Source organism: Chryseobacterium sp. MYb328 (genome assembly GCF_037572595.1).
Lineage (GTDB): Bacteria > Bacteroidota > Bacteroidia > Flavobacteriales > Weeksellaceae > Chryseobacterium > Chryseobacterium pennae.
In genome coordinates this window covers 63,054-89,599 of record NZ_JBBGZQ010000004.1, presented here as the reverse complement: position 1 = coordinate 89,599, position 26,546 = coordinate 63,054, and the positions used below count along the sequence as shown (strand labels likewise).

The following is a 26,546-nucleotide window of genomic DNA, read 5'->3' as shown; positions in this document are numbered from 1 at the left end:
TAAGGGTTTAAGGCCAGAATTGAGTAATTTTGTGGTTTTTAAACCCAATCATGAAAAATTTTCTTAAATTATTTCTTCTATTTACCCCTTTGTTATTCCTGACAAGCTGTTTCGATATTCTTGATAAAGTGAATATAAAAGGTGATGGTACAGGAGAATATACCATTATTCTTAACGGTAGTAAGAGTAAAACAAGACTGGCATCCATCTCTAAAATGGAAACCATCAATGGGAAAAAAGTTCCAAAAAAAGCTGAAATTGAAAGCAAGATCAATGAAGCTGCAAAAATTTTTAAAGGAACTCCTGGAATCAGCAATGTAAAAACATCAATTGATTTAGATAATTATATCATTAAACTGAGCTGTAATTTCAAAAAAATTGAAAACATTAATGCAGGCCTCGAAAAGCTGAAAGCTCAGAAAATATTGGGTAAAATGATTCCCACACAAGTCTACAGCCATAATCTTGAGAAAAAGACATTGACAAGAAACAAAGTCAATACCTTCAAAGAAGATTACGATAAGATGAGTAAAGCGGATAAGGAAGTCTTTAATGATGCACGATATACTTCAATCATGCAGTTTGAAAACGCTGTAAAATCACAAACAAACAGCTCTTATGTGCTGTCTCCAAATAAAAAAGCACTTAAACTGGAAGCTGACATTCTGGATCTTATCCTTCAGAAAAAACAAATACAAAACACAATTCTTTTTCAATAAATTTCTAAACTATAGTCATGAAATCTATCTTATTAAAAATACAAAAAATTATTCTCGTACTCTTTGGCTTTACATTGGTTTTTGCCCAAAATAGTATGAAAATACCGTCTGATGCCGTATTCTATATGGAAGTCAACGGAAAGCAGCTTAATAATAAAATCAATTGGGATAAGCTGAATCCTTTGTTACATGAACTTAGCAAAAAAAGTAAAGAAAAACCAACATGGACAGACTATTCCAAAACAGGAATCAAATACGATGCTGTTCAGTATCATTATGCAAGCTTTAATGACTCCATAAAGACCTACAATACCCATTTTATCATTGATAATAAAGAAAAGTTCCAGCAGTTTGTTAATTCTATGAAGAAAAAAGGGCAGGAAGTTTTCAACAGAAAAAACTATTCTTATGTAGATATTGATGATGATATTTTTGTAGCCTGGAATGGAAGCCGTGCAGTTCTAAGCCTGATCAGTTATACCAAACCATATAAAGATCTTTGGACTGAAGAGGCTGTTACAGATAGTACAGCTGTTGCCGTTGCTGATTCAGCTGCTGTTGCAGTAGATGCTTATGCTGATGAACCGGAAAAGCCTTTCAACTATAAAGATGAAATCAAAAGTCTGAAGGAAGATATTAAGTATCTGAAAGAAAGCATTAAAGATAATAACAACGAGATTGCAAGAATTCAGAAAGAGATCAAATACCTGCAAAAACATCACAAATATCCTGCAGAAAAAGAAAATGCAGAGAATCCTGAATACGAGGGAGAAATGCCGGAAGAAGGTGATGAAGAGTATGAAAAAGCCTACAAGAAAGAACAGGATTCTATCCGCAGAGAAGAATTCAAAGTTGTTCAGAAGAACGCAGAAGACAGGTTTGACCAATACTTCAGTTCAAATTTAGACATTGAAGTTCCTAAAGAAATGCTGTCATTCAGAGATGCCAATTCCGATGTTTTTGTTTATACAGACTACGGCAGAATTGTAAATGAAGGAATCTATGGCAAGATGACAAAGTATTATGCCTATGGACAGCTTTTCAAAAATATGTATAATTCTAACTATTCCTACAACCTGTATTTTGATAAAGATAAAGTAAGATTGGTTAACAATTATCAGCACAAAAATACAGACATTCAAAAGAATATTTCAGCGATCTATAAAGGAAAGAAAAACAAAAAACTGCTGGAACTTATCAATGAAAAAAGCGTTGGCTATTATGCGATGAATGTAAATGGAGCAAAATGTTTCGACATGATGTACAGCCTTCTTCAGAATTCCGGAGAAAATGATTACAAAAAAGAAATGGAGCTCATCATGGAAACCATGAAAATTATTCTCGATGAAGAAGCCATTACCAAAATTGCTCCAGGAAACGGAATTTTTGTTTTGAATGAATTAAAATCCAAAAAAGTAGAATACACAGATTACGAATACGATGCTGATTTCAATGAAAAGGAAGTAAAGAAAACCAAAGATATTGCTGTTCCTAACTTTACTTTCGCTTTTGCAACAGAGAACGAGGGCTATTGGAAACGTATTTTTGATTTACTGACTACCAATAAAAAACTGTCTAAAAGATTCTCTAAAAAAGGAAACCTATACACTTTTAAACAAGAAAAAGACGGAGGATATATTGATCAGTTATTCTTTACTGTAAAAGATGGAGTGGTATATCTGATGAGCTCTGCAGACAATATCCTACCGGTAAACCAATCTGATATTTCCAGAAAATGGGCAAAAGATTCCGCTAAATATCCTTTATCCGGAAGGCTCGATATTCAGAAGCTTTTAACCGGTTTAGATAAAGAATTCAAAAGCCCTAAAGAAAGAAAAGCGTTAGATGCCATCAAAAAAAATGTAGGGGAACTGTATTATAAAACTGAAGTAAAAGGAGAAAGCATCCAGACTGAAATGAATTATAATATTAAAGATACTTCAGAGAACAGCTTGATGTATTTCTTTGATGTATTCGACCAGGTTTTTAAAACAAAAGAAACAGAAAAGCAGCCTCAAATCTTATAGATGAAAAAGAAGAAGATTATTGTCCCGTTACTTTTATTATTCGCTGTTGCGGTATATTTTGTGGTTTTTCATAAAGATAAAACCCTCAGATATATTCCGGAGAACGCAGATGCAGTTATTTTAATTGATAGTAAGAAACTAATGGGACAATACCTCTTCAGTCTAGCCACACACCCTTCAAGCTGGTCCGGAAGCGATACGAAAAGTAAAAGTTCCTCTTCATTCAAAGATTCAGGAATCAGAATTCCGGATTTTTTGCAGGTATTCCATATTAAAGATACTAAGTTCTCAGAATGGTATAGCATTTTAGAACTTAAAGATCCTCAAAAATTCATTGTTTTTTTAAAGAAACAGAAGTTTGCAGATAAAGGAAATAGCCGCTTTCAGAAGGATCAGGTTTTCTTGATGATAAAAGGAGATCATTGCATTGCAGGAACTTCTGAGCTTGCTTTTGAAACTGTTCAAAAACAACTTTTCCATACTTCTACAGCTCCTGTCTGGAATGCAGATCAGTTTATTCAAAATACATTGGGAAGCCTTTCTTTTATCTCAGGACAGAAAACTCAAAATTTTTCTATTGAATTACTTGATGACGAAATTGAAATCAAAAATAATTCAAATCAGGAAGTTTTTAATTCAATTTCTTCAAAACTTCAGAAAGGAAACAACTTTCTGGAAATGGAATTAGACCAGAAGAACCTCAGAAAATTCTCATATTTTTTGGATAAATGGATAGCAGATTCTTTACAGGCTACTTCTTTTAAAGCTACTGCAAATCTCGAACAGGTCAATGATACCATCATCAGTTATGAATATGATGACAACTTTAATGAAGTTGAAAAAAAGACCTTTCAAAAGATTATACAACCTAATTATAGTATTGAAATTCAAAGTAAGGATCCTGAAAGAGCATGGGGATATTTCCAATCTAAAAAATGGATTAATGGAGAAAACCAATTCACTCAAATTCCTTTTCAACCTAATAAAATTAGCCAAAATAGTGAAGGTGTTTTTATAAAATCGACCCGAAAATCTGTATTACCATCACCTCAATTACAAGAAAACTATATCATACTCAGAAACAGTATGCTGTTGTATTCTTCTTTAAAAACACTGAGTAACAAAGAGAAAAAAATCATTTCTGATATTGATTATGTGCTGTATGGGAATAAATCAAAGGATTATTGGGTAAAAATAAAAGCGAAAAAAGGAGATTTACCCTTAATTTTACGGTGGTAAATGATAAATATATCCATTAATGGCTCCATCAGAAATTGCTTTGCTCAAAACGTGTACACATTATTTTTTACATCTAGTGTTTCCTGTCTTTATAGCACTGGTATTTTATCCTAAAAACTGGAAGAAAGTATATCTTATTTTGTTGGCTACAATGCTGGTAGATCTGGACCATCTTTTTGCGAATCCTATTTTTGACCCATCAAGAGAAAGCATCGGTTTTCATTTTTTACATTCTTATTATGCCATTGCGTTGTATTTTTTGCTGTTATTTTTTAAAGGAAATGTCAGAATTGTTGCCATTGGGTTGTTGCTTCATATGTTGACAGATTATCAGGACTTTAACTTCTGGCCTCATTAAAATATTATTAATATTTTCTTTTGATATTGAAAATATTATAGATTTTTTGTATTTTGTAGTCACTATATGAGACTTAAAGAACTTTTACATTACACCTATATTTTTCCTGTCCTTGCGGTAGGTTACTACTTTTCCGGACTGATGGGGAATGGCGTTATTTATGATATTATTGCAGGTATTTTACTCATTGGGAGTGTTTTATCGGCAGTTCACCACGCAGAAATGGTGGCTCATAAAGTAGGAGAGCCTTTCGGTACCATTATCCTTGCCCTTTGTATTACCATTATTGAAGTTGCGCTTATCATCTCACTGATGGTTGCCGGCGGAGATCAGGCGATCACGCTGGCCAGAGATACCGTTTTTGCTGCTGTTATGCTTATTCTTAATGGTATTTTGGGAATCTGTATATTGGTGGGCGGCGTTAAATATCATGAACAGTTCTTTGCCAGAACTTCTGCTACCACCTATTTGGTGAGTACGGTTTCAATTCTTATTCTTACCCTGGTTCTTCCTAACTTTACTTCAAGTGTTAATGGACCATTCTACAACCAGGCACAACTTATTTTCGTATCTATTGCCTGTCTGGTCATTTATGGTGTTTTCCTGATGGTACAGACGGTAAGACATAGAAGTTATTTTATAGTTCCCGATGAACATCCTGAAGAACATTATATTCCTACATTAACTAAAACACTGATCAGTTTTGGCTTTTTAGTTGTTTGCCTGGTCATCGTTGTTTTAATGGCAAAAGGACTTTCTGACACTATTGAAGGAATGGTACAGAGTGTAGGGGCTCCTAAATCTTTAGTGGGAGTAATCATTGCTGCTGTTGTTCTTCTTCCCGAAGGCGTTGCAGCCATACGTGCCGCAAGAGCCAATCAAATCCAATCCAGTTTAAATCTGGCATTAGGTTCAGCACTGGCAAGTATCGGATTGACGATTCCTGCGGTTTCGGTAGTATGTATTATGTATGATATACCATTGGTACTGGGATTAGATAAGAAGGATATTATTCTGCTTTCCCTTTCCGTATTTATCGTAATGCTTTCATTGAGCCGTGGAAAGACCAATATCCTATATGGAACTGTACTATTAGTGAACTTGGCGGCGTATATCTTTACCGTAATTGTTCCTTAAGAGAGAGAGACCTTAGTATGAATTTCATATCCTGGAACTCGAATTCCGAAAACCCGGAACTCGCTAAAGTCTTCTAGCCAGCTCCATTTTAAAAGCCATCAGTTTGGCAATATTCTCAGATTTGTAAATCGCCATATCAGCGTTTTCACCTACAAAATTCTCCTCAATGGTTGTTCTCCATAGCTCAAGCCATCTGTCGAAGTGCTTTTGCTCCATAGCCTGTATTTCATTAATCGGAAAATGTACACCCATTGGATTTCCTTTGTAGGACATCTGCCCAAAAAGAATAGACTCCCAAAACGAATACATTTTTGGAAGGTGTTTGTCCCAGTCAACTTTCGCAATATCATTGAAGAAGAAACTGATAGTTTCATCCTTTACTACTTTGGTGTAAAATGAATTAACCAGGTGTTCAATGTCTTCTCTTGATTCAAGCTTTTTCATATCCCAAATTTACTGTAAAATCAAATTGGATAAGTAATGAATCGATTGATAAAATTCATGAAAACAATATTTTATCTTTGTATCCGGAAACTGAGTAAGATTAATGTTGAGTAATTAAGCGATTCAAAACAAATGATATAAAATGACAAGAGGATTCAGAAAAAAGATCCGCCAGAAAAACACTGAGAACAGTGGTTTCGGAAGCAATGCCTCAGGAAGATTCATCAATAAAGACGGTCTCCCGAATGTAAAAAGAACAGGTGTGAATGTTTTCAACAGCCTGAGCTGGTATCATACCATGCTGAATTTGTCTTCATTTCGTTTTATTTCATACCTCGTCGTAGCATATATTCTGATCAACCTCATATTTGCAATGATTTATTACCTGATAGGAGTGGAGCATCTTACAGGGATAGATAAAAGTGATCCGTTGAATGAATTTATTGATGTTTTCTTTTTCAGTTCTCAGACATTTACTACAGTAGGGTATGGAAGAATAGCTCCTGTAGGCTTTTTGGCCAGTTTAGTGGCTACTTTTGAAGCTTTTCTGGGATTGCTTACCTTTGCCATTGCAACGGGGCTTTTCTATGGGAGATTTTCAAGACCCAGGGCTTATTTAAGATTTTCTGATATTGCAGTGATTGCACCTTTTGAAGAAGGAACAGCTTTAATGTTTAGATTAGCACCTTATAAAAACAATGCGCTGACAGACGCTGATGTTATTGTATCTACAGCCATTGAAGTGATTGAAAATGATGTTCCCAAAAACAATTTTTATAGATTGGAAACACAGTTAAGTAAGATCAATACATTAGCTCTGAACTGGACTGTTGTTCATAAAATAAATGAAAGTTCGCCGTTTTACGGCTTCTCTGAAGCTGATTTTAAAAGTACGGATATTGAGATTATTGTTCAGGTGCGGGCATTTGATGAAGTATTCTCCAATACAGTGGTTCAGAGATCTTCGTTTGTGACAGGAGAAATTGTATACGGAGCGAAATTTGTCACGATGTATTATCCTGATAAAAAGAACCTTGCTACCATTTTGGATCTGGATAAGATCAATGAATATCAAAAAGCTGAACTTCCGGAACAGCCAGGAAATAAAGAATAAATGAATTTAGATTTTTATAGAAAACAAGCTTTACAAAAGCAGAAAGAACATAGGAAATTTCTGGACGGATTAAAGAAAAAACCGCCCAAAAATCTTGATTATATCGTACAGGAAACTCATGATGAAGTTTTTGATGAAATAGACTGCTTACAATGCGCCAACTGCTGTAAAACCACGGGGCCGCTATATACTGAAAAGGATATTGAGCGTATTGCAAAGCATCTGCGCATGAAACAAGCTGATTTTGAAGCTAAGTTTTTAAGAGTGGATGAAGACAATGATAAAGTGCTTCAGAATCTTCCATGCTTTTTCCTGAATAGTGACAATACCTGTTCTATTTATGAAGTAAGGCCAAAAGCCTGCAGAGAATACCCTCATACAGACCGTAAAAAGATTTACCAGATCAATAACCTGATGTTGAAAAATACAGTGATTTGCCCAGCTGCTTTTGAGTTTGTAGAAAAGATGATGAAGAGTATAGCGAAGTAATCCTGAGGGTAGAAAGGGAATCCTTGTCAAGGTTTTAAACCTTGATAAGGATGAAGAAAAAATCTCCTCAAACCAACAAATATTCCCATATCCAGCTTCGGTTTTCCTATAAAATCATCCGAATTATTTTTTGTAAATTCTTCTTAAAAAATGATAAAGTACGTTAAATAAGAAACTTACGTATAATTTTTTTAAATGATACCCCGTTTAGGTTAAACAATCATTTAAATATTACATTATGAAAAAGTTATTTTTAACGGCCGCGTTTACATTAGTCGGAGTAATCGCAGTATCGGCTCAAACACAAACTCAGAAGCCTGCCGAAAGTACGACTAATAATCAAACAACAACTCAGACACAACCGCAGACATCAGAAACCAAAAGTGATTGGAATTCTACCACCACTACAAATGGACAGAATCAAAGTACCACTACAGCAGAAGCTTCAACAGCTACACCAGCAGCAGAAGCCACTGTAAGTACAGGGACTACGATGGAAGCTACAAAACCTGCGGAAGCAACAAAAGAAGGAAAGAAATCTAAAAAGAAAAAGTGATAATACTTTAGCAAACACTAGTCAGAATCCTGGAATCTTGTATTTCAGGATTTTTTTTGTTCAATTTCTGTGATTCTGAATGTTACAATCTTCTGAATCAAATCCAATGGAATATCTTCCTCTATCGGAAATTGTACTGCCCCTTTGGAAAACTTGTAATTTCTCTCTTCAAACTCTTTTTCAAAATTTTTGATTCCTTCAGCTCCGGGATAGAATCCGATATGTTTTTTATATCCCGCAAAATAAACAAGAGGTTTTCCTTTATGCTTAAAGGCCGGCATCTGATAACCAATGTACTCTTCAAGATCCGGAACCTGGGAATGGATAGCCTTTCTCAGCTCAATAAGTTTGCCCTGAACGGTAATGGGAAATAAAAGGATGTAATCATCAATATTTTTAAAGGTGTCTTTCATACCTATAAAAATAAAAAAAGCGCTGCATATAGCAGCGCTTTCTCCTTTCACTTTTTACTTTTTTCCCATTATCCCGGGAACAGGCTATATCAAAAAAGGTCGGGATTTTTCCCAACCTTTATTATTTTATGTTACACAACTCCTTGAGCCAACATTGCTTCTGCTACCTTTACGAAGCCGGCAATATTTGCACCTTTTACGTAGTTTACATAACCGTCTTCGTCTTTTCCGTAGTCTCTACAAGCTTTGTGGATACCGATCATGATTTCCTTTAATCTTGCGTCAACTTCTTCAGAAGTCCAGTTAAGACGGATAGAGTTCTGAGTCATTTCTAATCCTGAAGTTGCAACACCTCCAGCGTTGGAAGCCTTACCAGGAGAGAATAATACTTTATTGTCTAAGAAGTAATTGATTGCATCAAGTGTAGAAGGCATGTTAGCAGCTTCAGTTACACAAAGACATCCATTTTCAACTAATTTTCTTGCATCATCTAAATCTAATTCGTTTTGAGTTGCAGAAGGGAATGCTACATCACACTTCACTTCCCAAGGACGTTTTCCAGCATGGAATTCAGCAGATGGATATTTTTTAGCATAGTCTTCAGCTCTGTTGTTTCCAGAAGCTCTAAGTTCTAATAAATAATCAATTTTTTCTCCGCTGATACCGTCTTTATCATAGATATATCCATCAGGACCAGAAAGCGTTACCACTTTTGCTCCAAGCTCAGTTGCTTTTTTGATAACTCCCCAAGCTACGTTTCCGAAACCTGATACCGTTACTGTTTTTCCTTGGAAATTCTGTCCGATAGTCTTAAGCATTTGCTCAGCAAAGTATACTACTCCGTATCCTGTAGCTTCAGGACGGATTAATGAACCTCCGTAAGCAAGACCTTTACCTGTAAGAACTCCGGTAAATTCGTTTCTGATTTTCTTGTATTGTCCGAATAGGTAACCGATTTCTCTAGCTCCTACACCGATATCTCCTGCAGGTACGTCTGTTTCAGGACCGATGTGCTTACATAATTCTGTCATGAAAGCCTGGCAGAAACGCATTACTTCCATATCAGATTTACCTTGCGGATCGAAATCTGAACCTCCTTTACCACCACCCATTGGAAGAGTAGTCAAAGAGTTTTTAAACACTTGTTCGAAAGCTAAGAACTTAAGAACTGATAAGTTTACAGTAGGGTGGAAACGGATTCCTCCTTTGTATGGACCAATAGCAGAGTTCATTTGGATTCTGAAACCTCTGTTAACCTGAATCTCTCCTTTATCGTCAACCCATGGAACTCTGAAGATAATAATTCTTTCAGCTTCAGCCATTCTTTCAAGCAGCTTCATTCCGGTATATTCTTTTCTCGTAGCAATGAATGGAATTACAGTTACGGCAACTTCTTTTACAGCCTGTAAAAATTCCGGTTCGTTAGGATTTTTTGCTTCAATTTTTGCAATAAACTCTTGGATTTTCTGGTCAATATTATATTGTTCCATATATTAAGGTTGAATATTATTGTCAACAAATTTAATTTTTTTTTCAAGATTCACAACACTCTATTTCAACATTGTTAAAAATTAAATAATAATGTTTTGAAATATTATTAAATTAATAATTTATGATTAAAATTTATTAAAAATGAAATGTTATGTATGAAATAATGCAGTATTAAGAAATCGTTAATTCTTAAATTGCGATAAATTGCCTCCCGGAAAATGATTTTACTTTCCCTAAAAGCTCCAATTCTAAAATTATCGGTAGGATTTTGTGTGAAGAAACTACAATTTTCTGTACCAGATCGTCCAAGGATATCTGTGGATTCTGTTTGATGAATTCATAGACTATATTTTGATTATCAGTTAATTGTATTGTCTCTTCACTGTAAGGAAAAAGCTCTTCAATTTTTTCTTTGGGATTGTTCAGTCCCAGCATACTGATAAGATCTTTTAAATTTGAAATAGCCGTTGCTTTGTTCTGTAAAATCAATTGATTACAACCCTGGCTATAAATATCAGTGATCTTTCCCGGAAGGGCAAATACTTCTCTATTGTAATCGTTGGCAAACGTTGCTGTACTTACAGATCCGCCTCCAAATGCTGTTTCCACTACGATAGTGGAAGGAGATAAACCCGCTACAATTCTGTTCCTCTGAATAAAGTTTTCCCGATCCGGCTTTCTTGCCGAATTAAATTCTGTTAACAAAATGCCACCGTCCTGAAGAATTTTCTCTGACAATTTTCTGTTTTTGGAAGGGTATAAAAACTCAAAACCATGCGCAAGAACAGCAATAGTAGGTTTATGGGTCCGAATGGAATGTTCATGAACTTCTTTATCCACTCCCAAAGCAAGGCCACTTACAGAGACATATTTTGAAGATTGAGTGGCATCAAAAAAGTCTCCAATGAATTGTTTTCCATATGGAGTCATGTTACGGGTTCCTACAATGCTTACCTTCTGAAGAGAATCATCAATGTTTCCCTTCTGATATAGAATCGAAGGAGAATCAATACATTCATTAAGTAAGGTGGGGATTTCTTTAAGATGTCTTAGCCTGATACGGATATTGTTCTTTTTACAGAATTCAAGCTCCTTTTCGGCAAATTTGAGATGCTCTGTATTCCCGATATCAGAAACTGTTTTTTGTCCTATTCCCTCCAGTTTTTTGTACTCTTTTCTTGCTTTTTTCCATGCATTTTCTGCATTTCCGAAGGTTTTTACAAGTTTATGGAAATTGATATCACCAATCTGGCTGCATTCGCGGAGAGCGATGGCATATAAATATTCTTCAGAGATCATGTGTGTTTTTTTCCAAATGTAGTGAAATAAGTTTTACTTTTTCCTTAATTCATCCAGATGATCCCAAATATCATCTCTTTTTTTGTACGGCAATTCAAGAAAATCTTCCGGGTGATTTTCTCTGTATTCCTGCCAGAGTTTATCATCTTTTTCACTATAATAGTTGGGGAATTCCCAGATGAATTTTTTCTTTTTTTCTCCTATATTTTTAAAAGCAAAAGCTATGATACTTCCTACAACAGCTCCGGAAAGGTGGGCCTGCCATGAGATTTTGCTGGGTTCCTGCATATTATAAAACAGTTCTTCAGGAAGCATTCCCCATACTAAACTGCCATAATATAATACAACGAGTAAGGAGATGGTCAGAAGCTTTGTATTCCATTTAAAAACTCCGCTGAAGAATAAGAAAAAGGCCAATACATATACGACACCACTGGCTCCGATGGTACAGGTGTACATATACTCACCCGTCATAATGTCTATAGGAGGAAGGATCCATACCAAAAGCCCGGTTGCAATCCATCCAATGAAGAAAACTTTATTGGCCACCAATGGATAAAACTGAAAGAGAAGAAACATCAGTGCAGCAATGGGAATAGAGTTTCCTATGATATGCTCAGTATTTCCATGTAAAAGAGGAGAGGTAATAATTCCTAATAGTCCTTCAGGAACAAGAGGAATAATAGCTCCGAAGCAACTTCCAAAAAAGCCCTGCATCTGTAAAAAAAATCCGAACCACATTGCGGAAAGCATCAGCAAAGGGTATAAAACCGCTCTTTTGGAAATTACATTTTTAAACATAATGATTGTACGTCAAATCAAAAGCCAATGATAAATTTCGGAAAATTTGTCGATGAATCCATTTCTATTAAACTGATTTTAAGACAAAAGGTATCAAATTTAACTTTTGAACCGATTATTTTGGCATCAATTTTATTGAAGTATTTTGTTGTCAGCGAATTGAAACTAGAAAAAATATATTGTTTAAGGCTAAATTTACCTTTAAAAAAAATTATATTAATATTTTTGCATTGAAAATTATTTAGAGTAATGAAGAAGTTTTTATTGATTCTTTCCATATTTATGGGGATTTATGCAAGTGCACAAGAAGAATTGAAAAAAGATTCAGTAGTGGTAGACACTGTGAAATACTGGTCAGTATTAGGAAAAAATACTGTAATGATTAATCAGGCAGCCTTTTCAAATTGGGTAGGAGGAGGAGCCAATAATGTAGGTTGGCTTGCCGGTGCCAATTATAATATCACCTATGAAAAAGACAATGATCTTTGGGAAAATATTATTATCCTTGGCTATGGTCAGAATGATACGAAAGGATTGGGCATAAGAAAAACTCAGGATGTTATCAATCTCTCTACAAATTACGGGCGAAAATTTTCCAAGAGCTGGTACTTTTCTTTAGGGGCAGGTTTTCAGTCTCAGTTTGCACCAGGATATGAGGATGGAAATAATCCTGAAGCAAAGAAAATTTCAAACTTTATGGCTCCTGGTTATATGAACGTCGGGATGGGTATCACTTACAGGCCCAATGACAATCTTACAGTGACCTTACGTCCTACCAACGCCAGATGGACCTTTGTTCAGGATAAAGAGCTTCAGTTTGCAGGAAGCTATGGTTTGAAAAATGATGGTGATTCTTCTCTTTTCCAGTTCGGTTTCTTGGGAACAGCAATATATAAGATAAAAATTATGGAAGATGTTCATTTAACCAATACAGCTTCGGTCTTTTCAAATTACCTGGATCGTCCGGACAGGCTAGTACTGGCTTATGGAGCACTTCTGAATCTAAAGGTTAACAAATATATTTCATCAAATATCTCACTAGACTTACTGTATGATCATAACCAGATTGAAAAAACACAGTTAAAGCAAACGTTGGGAATTGGCTTTGCTTATACGCTGGATAATGGTGTGAAGCGTTCTGACCGTAAAGACAGCCAGTGGTGGATCAAAAAATAAATAAACAATATTCATATCATAAAAGCACTTCAGTCATGAAGTGTTTTTTTTGTTTTTTAAGTTTCCGGTTTTAAGTTGCTTTAAGTTTGGTATGTGCAGGTGATTGGTTAAATGGTTTGTTTCCATGATATTGTCTTGATAATTTTGACGTGATTCAATTCATTTTAAAGTGAATTTTATTTTGGCGTAAATTATTATTTATACATTTGTAGGAAATCGTTAATTATGAAAAAAGTTTTATTAATCGCTTCCATTTCTTGTGGGGCTATAGCCATGGCTCAGGAAACAAAAACAGATGCTCCTGCTGTGGATACTATTAAAGCCTGGTCTATTCAGGGACAAAATACATTAATGCTTAATCAGGCAGCCTTTTCGAATTGGGTAGGTGGTGGAGCCAACAACGTAGGGTGGCTTGCCGGGGTTAATTACAACCTTACTTACGAAAAAGGCAAAGATCTTTGGGAAAACATTATTATTCTAGGGTATGGACAAAATAATACCCAAGGTACTGGAGTAAGAAAGACTCAGGATGTGATTAATCTGTCTACCAATTATGGGCGGGAGTTTGCTAAGCACTGGTATATCTCCGGAGGTGTTGGGTTTCAGACCCAGTTTGCTCCAGGTTATGAAGATGGTAACAATCCTGATGCAAAGAAAATTTCAAACTTTATGGCACCAGGTTACTTGAGCGTTGGGGCAGGGGTTACCTATCGTCCCGATGATAATCTTACGGTAACGCTACGTCCTGCGAATGCCAGATGGACCTTTGTTTTGGATAAAGATCTTCAGAAAGCAGGAACTTACGGACTTAAAAATGATGGAGATTCTTCTCTATTCCAGTTCGGTTTCCTTGGAACAGCTATGTATAAGCTGAAAATTATGGATAATATTACTTTGCTTAACACAGCTTCAGTATTTTCAAACTACCTTGATCATCCGGAAAGACTTGTTCTTGGATATAGTGGAGTTTTAAGTATGAAAATCAATAAATATATTTCTACAAATGTAACCCTGGATCTGCTATATGACCACAATCAGATATGGAAAACCCAGTTAAAACAGACACTAGGTGTTGGTTTGGCTTATAATTTTGATAACGGAAAGAAACGTTCAGATAATAAAGACAACCAAAGCTGGTTAAAGAAATAAAACGGGATTAAACCATTTTAAAATAAAAAAGCACTTCAATTTGAAGTGCTTTTTATGTATCAATATATATAACGTTTAAAACTCTATATCTACTTCTAATTTCTCAGCCAAAAGCTTTGAAATCTTCTCTTTTAGAGGCTCAATATCAATATTTTGCATCGCATCATTAGCAAATGCATATAGAAGCAATGCCTGAGCTTCTTTTTTAGAGATTCCTCTTGCTCTCAGATAGAACAAGGCATCTTCATTAAGCTGGCCTACTGTACACCCGTGAGAACATTTTACGTCATCTGCAAAAATTTCTAACTGAGGTTTAGTATCAATGCTTGCACCTTCACTTAGCAATACGTTATTGTTCTGTTGGTACGCATTGGTTTTCTGAGCAATTTTATCAACAAAAACTTTCCCGTTGAAAACTCCGTGGGCATTACCATCGTAGATCCCTTTGTAGTTCTGATAACTTTCACAGTTCGGGAAATTGTGGTGAACCGCCGTGTGGTGGTCAACCAGCTGATCTTTTCCGATAATAGTAATACCATTCATGAATGAATTGATATTTGATCCATTTTGGATAAAGTCAAGGTTGTTTCTTATAAGCTTTCCTCCGAAAGAGAATGTATTTACAGTCGTTAAACTGTCTTTTTCCTGTTTTGCAAACGTGTGGTCTACAAGGTAAGACGTATTGTTATCGTTTTGAAGCTTGTGCCAGTCTGCTTTTGCATTTGGATAGGTGAAGATCTCTGTCACAGAATTGGTTAACACATAAGTGTCATCAAAATTGTGGTGACTTTCAATAACCTCAACTTTTGCTCCTTCTTCAACGATCAATAAGTTTCTTGTATTGTAGAATGTATTTTCTTCCTGGTTTTGAGAAATGTAGAAAACATGAATTGGCTTTTCAATCACTACATTTTTAGGAACTTTCAAAAAGAAACCATATTTGCAGTACGCAAGATTTAAATTTGTGAAAGCTAAATCCTTAGAAGCAATTGTGTTAAAGTACTTTTCAAATACTTCTTTATGTTTTTCATCATTCAATGCGTAATTGAATGAAAGGAATTCTACATTTTCGATAGAAACTTTTGAAAGTTCTTTGTGAAGTTTACCGTTTACAAAAACAATCCAATCAAAATTTTCTTCTCCAAGATGCAATTCATCAAACTGCTCTTTAGTGATATTGTGGTTTTCTTTCGGGAAGAAGTTGTAGCTTTTTTCCGTGATCTCCTTTAGATTGGTATATTTATATTCTTCGTCTTTTTTGGTCGGAAAACCCATGGTTTCAAACTTCTGAAGAGCAGCTTTTCTATTGTCATCCAGAAATCTGTGACGAAGGCTCTCCAAAAACTCATGATGGTTTTCGATGATTTGTTCTTTTAATGCCATTACTGGTATATCTGTGGTTTGCACCATTTTTTCTTTTTATTTTGAACTAAAAATATTGCTATTCCGAGGAACAGGGAATCCAATTTTTAATATTAGAGATTCTTCTTTTTGCTACGTTTAATGAATATCCGTAAAAATTTAATCTCTGAAATAATACTTCTTCTTAGTTAAGAAGCCAGTCGTACCCTTTTTCTTCCAATTCTAATGCTAAAGATTTATCACCTGTTTTGATGATTTTTCCGTTAGCTAAAACGTGAACGAAATCAGGTTGAATATAGTTAAGCAATCTTTGATAGTGAGTAATCAAAAGAACTGCGTTTCCTTCGTTTTTAAAAGCATTTACCCCATCAGCAACAATTCTTAGCGCGTCAATGTCTAGTCCTGAATCTGTTTCATCAAGGATAGCCAATTTAGGGTTAAGCATCATCATCTGGAAGATCTCGTTTCTTTTCTTTTCACCTCCGGAGAAACCTTCGTTCAGTGATCTTGAAAGGAAATCTTTTTTGATTCCTAATTTTTCAGATTTTTCACGGATTAATGCAAGCATTTCTTTTGCCGGCATTTCTGATAATCCGTTTGCTTTTCTTGTTTCGTTTAAAGCAGCTTTGATGAAGTTGGTTACAGAAACTCCCGGAATTTCCACTGGATACTGGAAAGATAGGAAGATTCCTTTGTGTGCTCTGTCTTCCGGAGCATCTTCAATGATATCCTCTCCCTGGAACAAAATTTCTCCACCTGTCACTTCGTAATCTTCTTTTCCTGCGATTACAGAAGAAAGGGTAGACTTACCAGCTCCGTTTGGCCCCATAATAGCGTGAACTTCTCCTGGTTTTATTTCAAGGTTAATCCCTTTTAATATTTCTGCGCCATCTTCAATTTTGGCGTGAAGGTTTTTAATTTCTAACATTTTATTTGCTTAAACAAATTATTTTTGAATTCTATATACTAAACTTTCAGGTTGACCAGGAACATCATTTAGGGTTCCGATTTTGATCATACCTGCCTTTTCCAATACTTTGACAGAAGCTAGATTACTAGGACGGACAATGGCGAATACTTCGTCTTTATTATCCTCATTCAACCCAAAATCTATAGCTTTCTTTGTGAATTCTGTGGCGTATCCCTTCCCCCATGCCTGGGAAGCAAAACGATAGCCTAAATTCAATTTTTCTTCTTCTCCGTAGAGTTTGTAGCTCAGGCCGCCAAAACCTATTATATTCTCAGGGCTGTCCTTTTCAGCAATCACCCAGCTTCCAAAATGATACGTTTCCCAATGATCAAGCATTCTTGTAAATGTACTTTCTGCTTTTTCAAAACTCATGGGTCCGCCTGGATTATGAATATTGGTTTCAGGGTCATGATTAATTTCAAAGAATCTTTCAAAATCTTCTTTTGCAGGTTTTCTTAAAATTAATCTTTCTGTGGCTACCATATCTTTTTATCCTACTGATCCTTCTAATGAAATTTCAAGGAGTTTTTGTGCCTCGATTGCAAATTCCATTGGCAGTTTATTTAAAACTTCTTTACTGAAACCGTTTACGATCAATGCAATGGCTCTTTCTGTATCAATTCCTCTCTGGTTACAGTAGAAAATCTGATCTTCTCCAATTTTCGAAGTGGTTGCTTCGTGTTCCAATTGTGCAGTAGGGTCCTTAATTTCAATATAAGGGAAAGTGTGCGCCCCACACTCATTACCCATCAATAAAGAGTCACACTGAGAGAAGTTTCTTGCTCCTTTTGCAGAAGGCATTACTTTTACTTGTCCTCTGTATGAGTTTTGAGATTTTCCTGCTGATATTCCTTTAGAAATGATCGTTGACTTGGTGTTTTTCCCAATGTGGATCATTTTTGTTCCGGTATCTGCGTATTGGTGATTGTTTGTTACTGCAATAGAGTAGAACTCACCGATAGAGTTGTCACCTTTCAAGATACAAGATGGATATTTCCATGTTACAGCAGAACCTGTTTCAACCTGCGTCCAAGAGATTTTTGCACTTCTTTCGCAAAGACCTCTTTTCGTTACAAAGTTGAATACCCCTCCTTTTCCTTCTTCATTTCCTGGATACCAGTTCTGTACCGTAGAATATTTAATTTCAGCATTGTCTAATGCAATCAGTTCCACAACTGCTGCGTGAAGCTGGTTTTCGTCTCTTGACGGAGCAGTACATCCTTCAAGGTAAGAAACATAACTTCCTTCATCTGCAATCACAAGTGTTCTTTCAAACTGTCCTGTTCCTGCCTGGTTGATACGGAAGTAAGTGGATAATTCCATTGGGCATTTTACGCCTTTAGGAATATAGCAGAAACTTCCGTCAGAGAATACTGCGGAATTCAGTGCTGCATAGAAGTTATCTCCTCTTGGAACTACTTTTCCAAGATATTTTCTTACTAAATCAGGATGGTTTTTAATAGCTTCAGAGATGGAACAGAAAATAATTCCTTTTTCTGCCAATGTATCCTGGAAAGTGGTTTTCACAGAAACTGAATCTATTACAATATCTACAGCAACTCCTGAAAGTCTTTTTTGCTCTTCAATATTAATCCCTAGCTTTTCGAAAGTTTTCAATAATTCAGGATCTACCTGATCAAGGCTTTCCAATTCAGGTTTTGCTTTTGGAGCTGCGTAGTAACGGATTGCTTGAAAATCCGGTTTTTCATATTTGATATTGGCCCAATTAGGCTCTACCATTTTTAACCAGATTTTGAAAGATTCCAAACGCCATTCAGTCATCCATTCAGGCTCCTCTTTTTTAGCGGAGATAGCACGGACGATATCCTCATTTAAACCAATCGGGAAATCTTCATAATCAATTTTGGTTTCCCAACCGAATTCATATTTTTTATTTTCTAGATCGACTCTTAAATCGTCTTCAGTATATTTACTCATTATAATTTTTTAGATTTCAGATTTAGACCTCATATTTTTCTGAGGTCTAGTATCTTATGTCTTTTCTCTAAAGACTAAATGATTCTCCACATCCACATGTTCTGGATGCATTCGGATTGTTGAAAACAAACCCTTTTCCGTTCAATCCTCCTGAATATTCAAGAGTAGTTCCTGCTAAATAGAGAATGGATTTTTTGTCGATGATAATTTTAATGTTATTATCTTCAAAAATCTGATCTGTGTCTGTTTTTTGGTTGTCAAACTTTAAAACATACTCTAAACCAGAGCATCCGCCGCTTTTTACCCCAACTCTTATATAATCTTCAGCAGGGTTAAAACCATCTTCAGTCATTAACTGGATAGCTTTCTCCTTTGCATAGTCTGATACCTTTATCATTGTATTTATTTAGAATGATTTAATTACGCAAAAATACGAACAAAAATCAGGATATAAAAATCAGCATTTTTATTTTATCGATTTTTATCATTGATGAGTTTAACCTTGGTAATCTTTTGAAATCCAAAACATAAATTGACTCACAATGAAAAAAATAGGTATTATTGCTCTGGCACTGTTTATACAGCAGGTTTCTGCGCAGGCAAATCGATTTGTATATCAGGTAACGATGAAGCCGGATACTGAAAATAAAGCAGATATAAAAACTGAAAATACATATCTTGATATTTCTCAGGATAAATCTATTTTTTATTCTGAAAACAGAATCAAAAGGGATTCTATCATGCAAAAAGCATTTCAGGGCGGCGGTGGCAGAGCGGGTATCAACAGAGATCAGATGGAAGGTCTTAGAACAAATATCAACTACACGGTAGAAAAAGATAAAGCGAATCAAAAGACTTATTTTAAAGACAGGATCGGCAGGGATATATATTCCTATGAAGAAGACAGGCCTTTAAACTGGAAAATGTCTTCAGAAACAAGAAAAATTGGAGAGTACAAAGTGCAGAAAGCTGAAACGGATTTTGCCGGAAGAAAATGGACTGCCTGGTTTACTACAGATCTTCCCTATCAGGATGGACCATATAAATTTGGTGGACTTCCGGGATTAATTGTAAAAGTTGAGGATGATAAAGGGGATTATTCTTTTGATCTGATGAAAAATTATAAGATTGCAGAACTTCCAACTTTAAACCAGTTTGGAAATACTTTAAAAGTAAAAAGATCTGATTTTGTAAAGCAACAGCAAAAGTTTAAGACTGATCCGATGTCTTTCATGAATCAGGGAACAGGAGGAGGCAGTACTGCACCAATGAGAATCGGCGGAGGACGGGGATCTGGAGGTGGCGGAAACCAAAATCCTGCTGATATGAGAAAGCGTATGGAGGAAAGAGTGAAAGAAGAAGCTAAGAAAAATACAAATCCGATTGAATTGCAATAAAACAAAGTGCCAGTGAATCCGTTCACTGGCACTTTTATTTTATACTGTAAGTTTATTTATTTTAAAAGCTGGTTGAAAGTATCACCCTGTCTGATATCACCAGTGTTGTATCCTTTCATAAACCACTCTTTACGCTGTGCAGATGATCCGTGGGTAAAGCTTTCCTGATTCACATAACCTTGACCTCTTTTCTGGATATTATCATCGCCTACAGCTTCTGCAGCATCTATAGCAGACTGAATGTCTCCAGGCTCAAGAATTTTCTTAGAATCATCTGTACGTTTAGCCCAAACTCCGGCATAAAAGTCTGCCTGTAGTTCTGTAGCTACAGATACCTTGTTCATTTCAGCTTCAGAATATCTTCCACTTCTTCTTAAGGCATCTACTTTTTGGGTGGTTCCCAGAAGAGTTTGTATGTGATGTCCCATTTCATGAGCAAGAACATAGGCAACGGTAAATTCAGTTACTTTGGCTCCAAACCTCTGTTGAAGCTCACCGAAAAACTCCATGTCCATATAAATTTTCTGATCGGCAGGACAATAAAAAGGACCCATAGCAGACTGTGCTGTGCCACATCCGGAGTCAGTTGTACTTTCGAAAAGAACAATTCTAGGTTCAGAAAAATTCATTCCATTTTCTTTAAAGATCTGACTCCAGGTTTGGGTATTCCATCCGGACATCATATCAACCATTTCCCCAATCTGTTTTTCCTGTACAGTAAGCTCTCTTTTTTCTCCTGTATTTCCTGAAGATTGTATGCTGCCGGAATTCAATATCCCAGAAGGATCACCTCCTAAAAAGAAAACAATGGCTGCTATAATTAAGGTTCCGAGGCCACCGCCTACAATCATACCGCCACCTCCGCCTCCGGAGCCACGGCGATCATCAACGTTACCGCCTCTGTCGTCTGTCCATCTCATAATAATATGTTTTTTTGTGTCGTAAATTTATAAAATTAAAGTTTACAACCGCTTATTAAGTTACTTTATGAAAGAAATATCTTATCGGTTAAGCTGCTTGGTCTTCAGCCAATAAGATGTTGACTGGTAGGCTGAAATAGCATCATTTACCAGTTTCTGATCTGTGTTTTTCAACAGTTTTTCATCATAATACAGTTTAAACTCCGGAGCAAGCTCACTTTTTTCCAGTTCCAGAGAGTATTGTTTTGCTTTCTTCACTGGTGAAATGATGGTTAAACGATTGTCTTTTACAAACCCAAGGTCCTGATAGGTGGCAATATAAGCCTTAGGCTGAAATTCTTTTTTGAAAACATCCTGGCCTAAGAATTTGGATTGATAATTGAAATTTAATAATCCGAATAGAGTAGGCATCACATCGATCTGAGACATCAAAGCATCAAATTTCTGTGGCTGGATGAATCCTTCTGAAAAGATCATTGCAGGAATTCTGTACTTATCCATAGGAAGTTCTGTTTTTCCGGCACTGGATGCGCAATGGTCTGCGATAATAACAAAGACTGTATTTTTATACCAATCCTGTTTCTTTGCCATATCAAAGAATAGTTTCAGTGAATAGTCTGTATATTTTACCCCTCCTTCACGGGATTTTGATGTTCCGGGAATATCAATTCTTCCATCCGGGTAGGTAAAAGGTCTGTGGTTGGAAACTGTCATCCAATGGTTGAAGAAAGGTTTTCCTGATTTTGCTTCAGCATTCATTACCTGGATAGCTTTCCTTGCCATATCTTCATCTGCAACACCCCAAACATTGGCAAAAGTAATTTCTTCCGGTTTAAAGTTGTTTCTGTCTACAATATCATATCCGTTTCCACCAAAAAAGTCCTGCATATTATCAAAATAACTGTATCCACCATATAGGAATTTAACATCATATCCTTTTGATTTGAATACACTTCCTGTGGTGAATTTATTTTTATTGTCATTTCTCTTGATAATACTTTCCCCTGCTGTAGGAGGAATACAAAGCGTCAGGGCTTCCAGTCCGCGAACGGTTCTGTTCCCTGTAGCATAAAGATTGGTGAACATCAAAGATTTATCTGCAAGACTGTCCAGGAATGGCGTAATCTTTTGGGTATTTCCATAATGTTCAAGGAAATCTGCAGAAAGGCTTTCAATAGAGATCAGAACTACATTCTTCTTTGCTTCCGGCTGTTCAGCAACAATATTTCTTGCTAAGGTATGCTGTGGATATTGGCTTAGGAAATTCTTTTCTGCCTGCTGTTGATTAAGCTGTGAATAAAACTGGAAATAATCAAGTTCGTTATGGGTGAAAGCCCAGTAAAACTTTGGAAGTCCGTTGGCTTCAATCTCATCTGCAAAAACATTGTCAGATTTGATTTGCATTAATGATGGGAGAGTTAACAAGCTGATAGCACAAAGTACAGCAAAGGAACCTAGTAAAATCAATTTCTGCTTAAAATTAGGGAGTTCCAGTAATTCGTCTTTAGTCTTTTTGTAAATGAACCATGTAATGGTTACTGTAACCAACATTATCCCTGAAAATAGAGGAATAACAGGATAACTTTCCATGATATTCCCAATGACTTCATTTGTATATATTAAGTAATCTACCGCAATAAAATTGTAGCGTACTCCAAATTCATTATAAAAGAAATACTCACTTACTCCATTGAATATAATCAGTAGAACATACAACAACAAGGTAATAAAATATAAAATGTTACGAATTCTGATTCTTTGGGTAGGAAGGAAAAGCATTAATCCGAACAGGAATGCCTTGACTCCCACAAAGGAAAGAGCAATTTCTGTTACAGAGCCTCCGTATTGCTTGAAAATATTATTTGGAATAAGCCAGATATACAGGAAAAATGCAACCAAAGCTCCAAAAATAATATATCCATAAGGTTTTTTATATTTCGAATTGGAAAGGAATAAAAAGTAGAGGGCAAGAATGGAGCTTGCGAGGACAAAAACAAAAATATCGTTGATAAGACCTACAAACAGTACTTTAATGATCTCAAAGAATCCAAAACTGGCTGTAGTGATAGGATGAATGAAGAATACTGTCCTTACGATCAAGGAAATAATCAGATAAAAGATTCCTAAATATAGGAAAGGTTTTATTTTTTTTAGAAACATGGATTTATGGTCTATACGATTTTCACAAAGATAGTTCGTTGTATCTAACTTTTATGTCAAAAAAAGCAAAACCTGATATTTATTAATAAGAATTTAAGAGTTCATGGGTATAATTTAAACCTTAGTTTAATTAATCCATGAACATTTTGATATTTGCCAATAAAAAAAGGACTATTAAAAAATAGTCCTCTGTATTGTTAAAGTATATCAACGGTTAAGAATGTCCAAAACCGATGTTTCCCTTTTTATCAGATAAGTTCTTTTTGAAATCAATCATTCTTAAAGCGGTTACTGCTGCTTCTACACCTTTGTTTCCAAGGTCTCCACCGCTTCTTGCAATAGACTGTTCCTTAGTGTCATCTGTCAAAACACAGAAGATTGTGGGAGTGTCTGTCATGATATTACAATCCTTGATTCCCTGTGCTACAGCAGAACATACATAGTCGAAGTGAGGCGTTTCTCCACGGATCACACATCCGATTGAGATGACAGCATCATATTTTCTTTCTTTGCAAAGCTGCATGCTTGCATAGCTTAATTCAAAAGCTCCGGGAACAGGGAAAAGCTTAATGTTTTCAGGTTTTACGCCTTCTTTTTCAAGGATTTCCAAAGCTGCGTCACGAAGATTGTACGTTACAAAATCATTCCACTCAGAAAAAACAATGCCGATAGAAAAATCTTCGGCATTAGTTATATGAAGTGGCTTGTAATCGGAAAGATTAACTGTTGCCATTTTTTTAGTAATATTTAGTCATTTCAATATAAGAATCAGACATTCCGTTGTCATAATCCTGGTATTTCTCATCAATTGCTGAGAAGTATTTTTTAGCATCTGCATTTTTCTTTAATCCTAATGCTACGATACCTGCTTTTCTTGTGAAGAAATAGGTAGTATAAGGATCATCAGAAGCAGTAGCTGCTTTGTCTAATAATGATAGCGCTTCATCATTTTTGTTCAATCCTGATTTTGCGTCAGCCATAGCACCATATTTCATTGCCATCAGCGTTTTGTTGTCAGAAGAGAATTTATCTAAAAGATCATAAGCTTCTTGGAATTTTCCCTCTTTGAATTTCAATAAACCAGCATTGTAAGCAGATAGCTGACCGATGCTTGTTCCTGAATATTCGTTAGAAGTTCCGATGAAACCTGGATTTGCAGCAGATTTTCCACCTAAAGCTTCAGCGTTTTTATTTTCAGTAAGGTTTTTCTGAGCAGCAAGGAAGCTTTTTACAGCCTCAGCGTTTTTAGGAGCAACTACAAATTGCTTATATCCGAAGAATCCTAAAACTCCTAAAACTAAAACTCCAAATACAATCCCTAAAGGTTTTGAATATTTTTCAAGAAATCTCTCAGTGTTTAAGGCCTCTCTGTCAAGGTCTTTGAAGAACTCAACCGTTTCTTTACCTTCTTGCTCGTTCTGAGCATTCTTTCCCAATTTTGCCATAAGTTTTTAAAAATTGAATTGCAAATTTAATTGTTTCTTAGAGATTTACAAAATACTTTTAGAGCATTATTCTATAAATGTTATGAATTATCAATCGTTAATAATAAAAATGCCTCGAAAACATAGTTTACGAAGCATTTATTTTTTATTGGTATAGATTAATATTCTAAGACGTGATACACCTCTGCGCCAAATTTTTTCAGTTTTTCATCACCATTCAAACCTTTTAATCCAATCAGGAAACTGAATTGGGAAACAGTGGCACCCTGTTTTTCTACTAGTTTAGCTGCCGCTTCTGTAGTTCCTCCTGTTGCTAAAAGATCGTCGTGGATTAAAACTCTCTGTCCTGGTTTTATCTGCCCTTCACGGGTTTCGATAATCGCGCTTCCATATTCCAGGTCATATTTTTCCGAAATGATTGGTGGGGGGAGTTTTCCTGCTTTTCTGATTAAGATAAAAGGAACCTCTAGGGCTACTGCAATGGCGATTCCAAAAAGATATCCACGGCTTTCTATTCCGCATACTGCATCTATCTTTCCTTTACTGTTGGCAGCAAGGTCTGCAATTACATCTTCATAAAGTTTTGGATCTAAAAAGATGGGTGAAATATCCTTAAACTGGATTCCTGGAATAGGAAAGTCCGGAATATTTTCAATTGTTTCTTCTAGTTTTTTAATCAGTTCTGCTGAAGCCATTTATGGGTTGATTTTATAGCTGGAAATTTTCCAGTCTCCGTTTACATTTTTAAGTCCGAAAGTTACCTTTAATGAGGTTGTTTTTCCGTTTTTATCGGTTACATCATAAGTAGCATTTACGCTCGCTCCGTTAGGATTAGATGCACTTGTTGTAATATTTTTAACGCTTACATTTTTTACTGCTCCAAAACCGGAATTAGGATTGGAGAAAGATTCATAGCTTCCCCAGCTTGGGTTGTTGGATGTTTCATAAGCAGCTTTTAAGTTCTGAGAGCTTACGCTGTTCAGGAACTTGCTTACTGTATTTTTTGGATCTGCAACTGGCTGTTTTGGAGCTGTTGGAGCTGCAGGAGTTGCTGTACCAGGTTCTGTAGTTGCAGGTGGAGTAGTTGTTGATGGATTATTCGGGTCTACTACTGCACTTGGCTGTTGAGGAACAGCTGTTGTATCTGTTTTTGGAACGGCAGGAACTTTTAGGGCTGCAGCATTTACATCCAATCCGATTTTAGACATTTTGAAAGTCTTTGCCGTTGTTTTTACAGAAACAGTGATATCAATTTTATTATCTACAACCTTAGAAGCAGGAATAGAAGAAAATTTAAGGTTAAATCCTTTAAAGTTGTTATCCTGCATCAGGTTTTTAGCGGTTGAGAGTCTTACTCCATTGCTGAAAACTTCTAATGTAGCTTCCAAACCGGCACCTGTAAACGCTACAGGGTTTCCTGCTGCATCTACTAATCTTGGAACGATCTGGATAGCTGTGGGTGAGCCATTTCCGTCATCTCCTGTTGGTCTTGTCACAAGGCTTAATGCTCCTGCTTTTACATCATTAGGATCGCTTTCTTTGGCTTTATCATCACCGAAGATATTCATTTCACCCAGTGATGGTGGGTTACTGCTTGCCCATTCTATTCCGTTTTTCTGTGCAACTTCGTCAGCTAAGGTCATGATCTCAGGAACTTTTTTCCCGTTGATCAGTTTTCCAAGAGCTTTTAGCTCATTCACATCTCCATCAGCTTCCACTCCAAATGTTTTAAGGATATAAAGAGCTTCATTAAACTTAATCTGTTTAATGGTTGGTAGGCTGGAAGTCATATCGTTAATACTTGACTGCAGCGTTTTAGTATTCGTAGCATCTACATGATCTTTCTTACATGCTGTAAAAAGCAACAGACTGAAAACAAGTAGAAAAGAAAACTTTTTCATTTTTATTTGGTTTGTTGCAAATTTACTAAAACCTTTATTAA

Annotated in this window: 27 protein-coding genes; 11 read left to right on the top strand and 16 right to left on the bottom strand. The window is 35.9% G+C overall.

The window, feature by feature from the left end; genetic code table 11:
- Nucleotides 1–50: 50 nt before the first annotated feature.
- The 5 genes from WH267_RS06040 (at nt 51) to WH267_RS06020 (ending at nt 5,480) form a co-directional block, all read left to right on the top strand.
- Complete coding sequence (locus WH267_RS06040; RefSeq protein WP_340006522.1) at nt 51–719, top strand: hypothetical protein; 669 nt, start codon at nt 51–53, stop codon at nt 717–719.
- Nucleotides 720–814: 95 nt separating this feature from the next.
- Nucleotides 815–2,746 carry a hypothetical protein gene (locus WH267_RS06035; RefSeq protein WP_340006520.1) on the top strand — a complete coding sequence of 644 codons (1,932 nt, stop codon included), beginning with the start codon at nt 815–817 and terminating at the stop codon, nt 2,744–2,746.
- Complete coding sequence (locus WH267_RS06030) at nt 2,747–3,985, top strand: hypothetical protein (RefSeq protein ID WP_340006519.1); 1,239 nt, start codon at nt 2,747–2,749, stop codon at nt 3,983–3,985.
- A gap of 19 nt (nt 3,986–4,004) precedes the next feature.
- On the top strand, nt 4,005–4,343 hold the full coding sequence (locus WH267_RS06025; RefSeq protein ID WP_340006517.1) for a DUF6122 family protein: 339 nt from the start codon (nt 4,005–4,007) through the stop codon (nt 4,341–4,343).
- 66 nt (nt 4,344–4,409) lie between these two features.
- The gene (locus WH267_RS06020; protein ID WP_068940846.1) at nt 4,410–5,480 is read left to right on the top strand and encodes a calcium:proton antiporter; all 1,071 of its coding nucleotides are present in this window, start codon (nt 4,410–4,412) and stop codon (nt 5,478–5,480) included.
- Nucleotides 5,481–5,543: 63 nt separating this feature from the next.
- Here WH267_RS06020 and WH267_RS06015 read toward each other — a convergent pair whose 3' ends face one another.
- Nucleotides 5,544–5,924, bottom strand: coding sequence for a group III truncated hemoglobin (locus WH267_RS06015; protein ID WP_340006514.1), 381 nt, complete (start codon nt 5,922–5,924; stop codon nt 5,544–5,546).
- Nucleotides 5,925–6,066: 142 nt separating this feature from the next.
- Between WH267_RS06015 and WH267_RS06010 the strand changes: the two genes are divergently transcribed.
- The 3 genes from WH267_RS06010 to WH267_RS06000 all read left to right on the top strand — a co-directional run bounded on the left by WH267_RS06010 (nt 6,067) and on the right by WH267_RS06000 (nt 8,083).
- On the top strand, nt 6,067–7,038 hold the full coding sequence (locus tag WH267_RS06010) for an ion channel (RefSeq protein WP_340006512.1): 972 nt from the start codon (nt 6,067–6,069) through the stop codon (nt 7,036–7,038).
- Nucleotides 7,039–7,527: a YkgJ family cysteine cluster protein gene (locus tag WH267_RS06005; protein WP_340006509.1), complete on the top strand. Its 489-nt coding sequence runs from the start codon at nt 7,039–7,041 to the stop codon at nt 7,525–7,527.
- A gap of 238 nt (nt 7,528–7,765) precedes the next feature.
- Nucleotides 7,766–8,083, top strand: coding sequence for a hypothetical protein (locus WH267_RS06000; RefSeq protein WP_115968366.1), 318 nt, complete (start codon nt 7,766–7,768; stop codon nt 8,081–8,083).
- 44 nt (nt 8,084–8,127) lie between these two features.
- On the opposite strand, the gene WH267_RS05995 is transcribed toward WH267_RS06000, so the two are convergent.
- The 4 genes from WH267_RS05995 to WH267_RS05980 form a co-directional block, all read right to left on the bottom strand.
- Nucleotides 8,128–8,496: an iron chaperone gene (locus WH267_RS05995; protein ID WP_340006507.1), complete on the bottom strand. Its 369-nt coding sequence runs from the start codon at nt 8,494–8,496 to the stop codon at nt 8,128–8,130.
- Between the two features lie 131 nt (nt 8,497–8,627).
- Complete coding sequence (gene gdhA / locus WH267_RS05990) at nt 8,628–9,986, bottom strand: NADP-specific glutamate dehydrogenase (protein ID WP_115968363.1); 1,359 nt, start codon at nt 9,984–9,986, stop codon at nt 8,628–8,630.
- 190 nt (nt 9,987–10,176) lie between these two features.
- Complete coding sequence (dprA, locus tag WH267_RS05985) at nt 10,177–11,286, bottom strand: DNA-processing protein DprA (RefSeq protein ID WP_340006503.1); 1,110 nt, start codon at nt 11,284–11,286, stop codon at nt 10,177–10,179.
- Between the two features lie 33 nt (nt 11,287–11,319).
- A complete protein-coding gene (locus WH267_RS05980; protein ID WP_340006501.1) occupies nt 11,320–12,087 on the bottom strand; it encodes a rhomboid family intramembrane serine protease in 768 nt (255 codons plus the stop codon).
- Between the two features lie 249 nt (nt 12,088–12,336).
- On the opposite strand from WH267_RS05980, the gene WH267_RS05975 reads away from it, so the two are divergent.
- Both WH267_RS05975 and WH267_RS05970 read left to right on the top strand, forming a co-directional pair.
- Entirely contained in the window at nt 12,337–13,263 is a 927-nt protein-coding gene (locus WH267_RS05975) for a DUF3078 domain-containing protein (protein ID WP_115968357.1), read from the top strand.
- Between the two features lie 225 nt (nt 13,264–13,488).
- Entirely contained in the window at nt 13,489–14,412 is a 924-nt protein-coding gene (locus WH267_RS05970; protein WP_340006498.1) for a DUF3078 domain-containing protein, read from the top strand.
- A gap of 75 nt (nt 14,413–14,487) precedes the next feature.
- Here the strand turns inward: WH267_RS05970 and sufD are convergent, their stop codons facing one another.
- From sufD to WH267_RS05945, 5 genes are all read right to left on the bottom strand, one after another.
- Nucleotides 14,488–15,795, bottom strand: a complete 1,308-nt coding sequence (gene sufD, locus WH267_RS05965) for a Fe-S cluster assembly protein SufD (RefSeq protein WP_340006496.1) — start codon at nt 15,793–15,795, stop codon at nt 14,488–14,490.
- Between the two features lie 163 nt (nt 15,796–15,958).
- Nucleotides 15,959–16,702 (bottom strand): Fe-S cluster assembly ATPase SufC, encoded by a 744-nt coding sequence (gene sufC / locus WH267_RS05960; RefSeq protein ID WP_340006494.1) that lies wholly within the window; start codon nt 16,700–16,702, stop codon nt 15,959–15,961.
- Nucleotides 16,703–16,720: 18 nt separating this feature from the next.
- On the bottom strand, nt 16,721–17,227 hold the full coding sequence (locus tag WH267_RS05955) for a GNAT family N-acetyltransferase (protein WP_340006493.1): 507 nt from the start codon (nt 17,225–17,227) through the stop codon (nt 16,721–16,723).
- Between the two features lie 6 nt (nt 17,228–17,233).
- Nucleotides 17,234–18,682: a Fe-S cluster assembly protein SufB gene (gene sufB / locus WH267_RS05950; protein WP_340006491.1), complete on the bottom strand. Its 1,449-nt coding sequence runs from the start codon at nt 18,680–18,682 to the stop codon at nt 17,234–17,236.
- A gap of 67 nt (nt 18,683–18,749) precedes the next feature.
- Nucleotides 18,750–19,079, bottom strand: a complete 330-nt coding sequence (locus tag WH267_RS05945) for a HesB/IscA family protein (protein WP_027372006.1) — start codon at nt 19,077–19,079, stop codon at nt 18,750–18,752.
- 145 nt (nt 19,080–19,224) lie between these two features.
- On the opposite strand from WH267_RS05945, the gene WH267_RS05940 reads away from it, so the two are divergent.
- Nucleotides 19,225–20,079: a GLPGLI family protein gene (locus tag WH267_RS05940; RefSeq protein ID WP_115968349.1), complete on the top strand. Its 855-nt coding sequence runs from the start codon at nt 19,225–19,227 to the stop codon at nt 20,077–20,079.
- Between the two features lie 56 nt (nt 20,080–20,135).
- Here WH267_RS05940 and ypfJ read toward each other — a convergent pair whose 3' ends face one another.
- The 6 genes from ypfJ to WH267_RS05910 all read right to left on the bottom strand — a co-directional run bounded on the left by ypfJ (nt 20,136) and on the right by WH267_RS05910 (nt 26,505).
- Complete coding sequence (gene ypfJ / locus WH267_RS05935; protein ID WP_115968347.1) at nt 20,136–20,999, bottom strand: KPN_02809 family neutral zinc metallopeptidase; 864 nt, start codon at nt 20,997–20,999, stop codon at nt 20,136–20,138.
- 81 nt (nt 21,000–21,080) lie between these two features.
- Nucleotides 21,081–23,159, bottom strand: coding sequence for an LTA synthase family protein (locus WH267_RS05930; RefSeq protein WP_340006487.1), 2,079 nt, complete (start codon nt 23,157–23,159; stop codon nt 21,081–21,083).
- 214 nt (nt 23,160–23,373) lie between these two features.
- Complete coding sequence (ribH, locus tag WH267_RS05925; protein WP_065395674.1) at nt 23,374–23,892, bottom strand: 6,7-dimethyl-8-ribityllumazine synthase; 519 nt, start codon at nt 23,890–23,892, stop codon at nt 23,374–23,376.
- 4 nt (nt 23,893–23,896) lie between these two features.
- Complete coding sequence (locus WH267_RS05920) at nt 23,897–24,604, bottom strand: tetratricopeptide repeat protein (protein WP_123320372.1); 708 nt, start codon at nt 24,602–24,604, stop codon at nt 23,897–23,899.
- A 158-nt stretch (nt 24,605–24,762) separates the two neighbouring features.
- Nucleotides 24,763–25,299, bottom strand: a complete 537-nt coding sequence (locus WH267_RS05915; protein ID WP_115968340.1) for an adenine phosphoribosyltransferase — start codon at nt 25,297–25,299, stop codon at nt 24,763–24,765.
- Nucleotides 25,300–26,505, bottom strand: coding sequence for a hypothetical protein (locus WH267_RS05910; protein WP_340006482.1), 1,206 nt, complete (start codon nt 26,503–26,505; stop codon nt 25,300–25,302). It lies immediately after the preceding gene.
- Nucleotides 26,506–26,546 lie beyond the last annotated feature (41 nt).

Coding starts and splice junctions, on each gene's coding strand:
- sufD (WP_340006496.1), bottom strand. CDS start 15,795: ATGGCATTAAAAGAACAAATCATCGAAAACCATCATGAGTTTTTGGAG.
- WH267_RS05910 (WP_340006482.1), bottom strand. CDS start 26,505: ATGAAAAAGTTTTCTTTTCTACTTGTTTTCAGTCTGTTGCTTTTTACA.
- WH267_RS05980 (WP_340006501.1), bottom strand. CDS start 12,087: ATGTTTAAAAATGTAATTTCCAAAAGAGCGGTTTTATACCCTTTGCTG.
- sufC (WP_340006494.1), bottom strand. CDS start 16,702: ATGTTAGAAATTAAAAACCTTCACGCCAAAATTGAAGATGGCGCAGAA.
- ribH (WP_065395674.1), bottom strand. CDS start 23,892: ATGGCAACAGTTAATCTTTCCGATTACAAGCCACTTCATATAACTAAT.
- WH267_RS06015 (WP_340006514.1), bottom strand. CDS start 5,924: ATGAAAAAGCTTGAATCAAGAGAAGACATTGAACACCTGGTTAATTCA.
- WH267_RS06005 (WP_340006509.1), top strand. CDS start 7,039: ATGAATTTAGATTTTTATAGAAAACAAGCTTTACAAAAGCAGAAAGAA.
- WH267_RS05940 (WP_115968349.1), top strand. CDS start 19,225: ATGAAAAAAATAGGTATTATTGCTCTGGCACTGTTTATACAGCAGGTT.
- WH267_RS06010 (WP_340006512.1), top strand. CDS start 6,067: ATGACAAGAGGATTCAGAAAAAAGATCCGCCAGAAAAACACTGAGAAC.
- sufB (WP_340006491.1), bottom strand. CDS start 18,682: ATGAGTAAATATACTGAAGACGATTTAAGAGTCGATCTAGAAAATAAA.
- WH267_RS05970 (WP_340006498.1), top strand. CDS start 13,489: ATGAAAAAAGTTTTATTAATCGCTTCCATTTCTTGTGGGGCTATAGCC.
- WH267_RS06025 (WP_340006517.1), top strand. CDS start 4,005: ATGGCTCCATCAGAAATTGCTTTGCTCAAAACGTGTACACATTATTTT.
- WH267_RS06030 (WP_340006519.1), top strand. CDS start 2,747: ATGAAAAAGAAGAAGATTATTGTCCCGTTACTTTTATTATTCGCTGTT.
- WH267_RS05955 (WP_340006493.1), bottom strand. CDS start 17,227: ATGGTAGCCACAGAAAGATTAATTTTAAGAAAACCTGCAAAAGAAGAT.
- WH267_RS05945 (WP_027372006.1), bottom strand. CDS start 19,079: ATGATAAAGGTATCAGACTATGCAAAGGAGAAAGCTATCCAGTTAATG.
- WH267_RS05975 (WP_115968357.1), top strand. CDS start 12,337: ATGAAGAAGTTTTTATTGATTCTTTCCATATTTATGGGGATTTATGCA.
- WH267_RS06035 (WP_340006520.1), top strand. CDS start 815: ATGAAAATACCGTCTGATGCCGTATTCTATATGGAAGTCAACGGAAAG.
- WH267_RS06000 (WP_115968366.1), top strand. CDS start 7,766: ATGAAAAAGTTATTTTTAACGGCCGCGTTTACATTAGTCGGAGTAATC.
- ypfJ (WP_115968347.1), bottom strand. CDS start 20,999: ATGAGATGGACAGACGACAGAGGCGGTAACGTTGATGATCGCCGTGGC.
- WH267_RS06020 (WP_068940846.1), top strand. CDS start 4,410: ATGAGACTTAAAGAACTTTTACATTACACCTATATTTTTCCTGTCCTT.
- WH267_RS05930 (WP_340006487.1), bottom strand. CDS start 23,159: ATGTTTCTAAAAAAAATAAAACCTTTCCTATATTTAGGAATCTTTTAT.
- WH267_RS05995 (WP_340006507.1), bottom strand. CDS start 8,496: ATGAAAGACACCTTTAAAAATATTGATGATTACATCCTTTTATTTCCC.
- WH267_RS06040 (WP_340006522.1), top strand. CDS start 51: ATGAAAAATTTTCTTAAATTATTTCTTCTATTTACCCCTTTGTTATTC.
- dprA (WP_340006503.1), bottom strand. CDS start 11,286: ATGATCTCTGAAGAATATTTATATGCCATCGCTCTCCGCGAATGCAGC.
- WH267_RS05915 (WP_115968340.1), bottom strand. CDS start 25,299: ATGGCTTCAGCAGAACTGATTAAAAAACTAGAAGAAACAATTGAAAAT.
- gdhA (WP_115968363.1), bottom strand. CDS start 9,986: ATGGAACAATATAATATTGACCAGAAAATCCAAGAGTTTATTGCAAAA.
- WH267_RS05920 (WP_123320372.1), bottom strand. CDS start 24,604: ATGGCAAAATTGGGAAAGAATGCTCAGAACGAGCAAGAAGGTAAAGAA.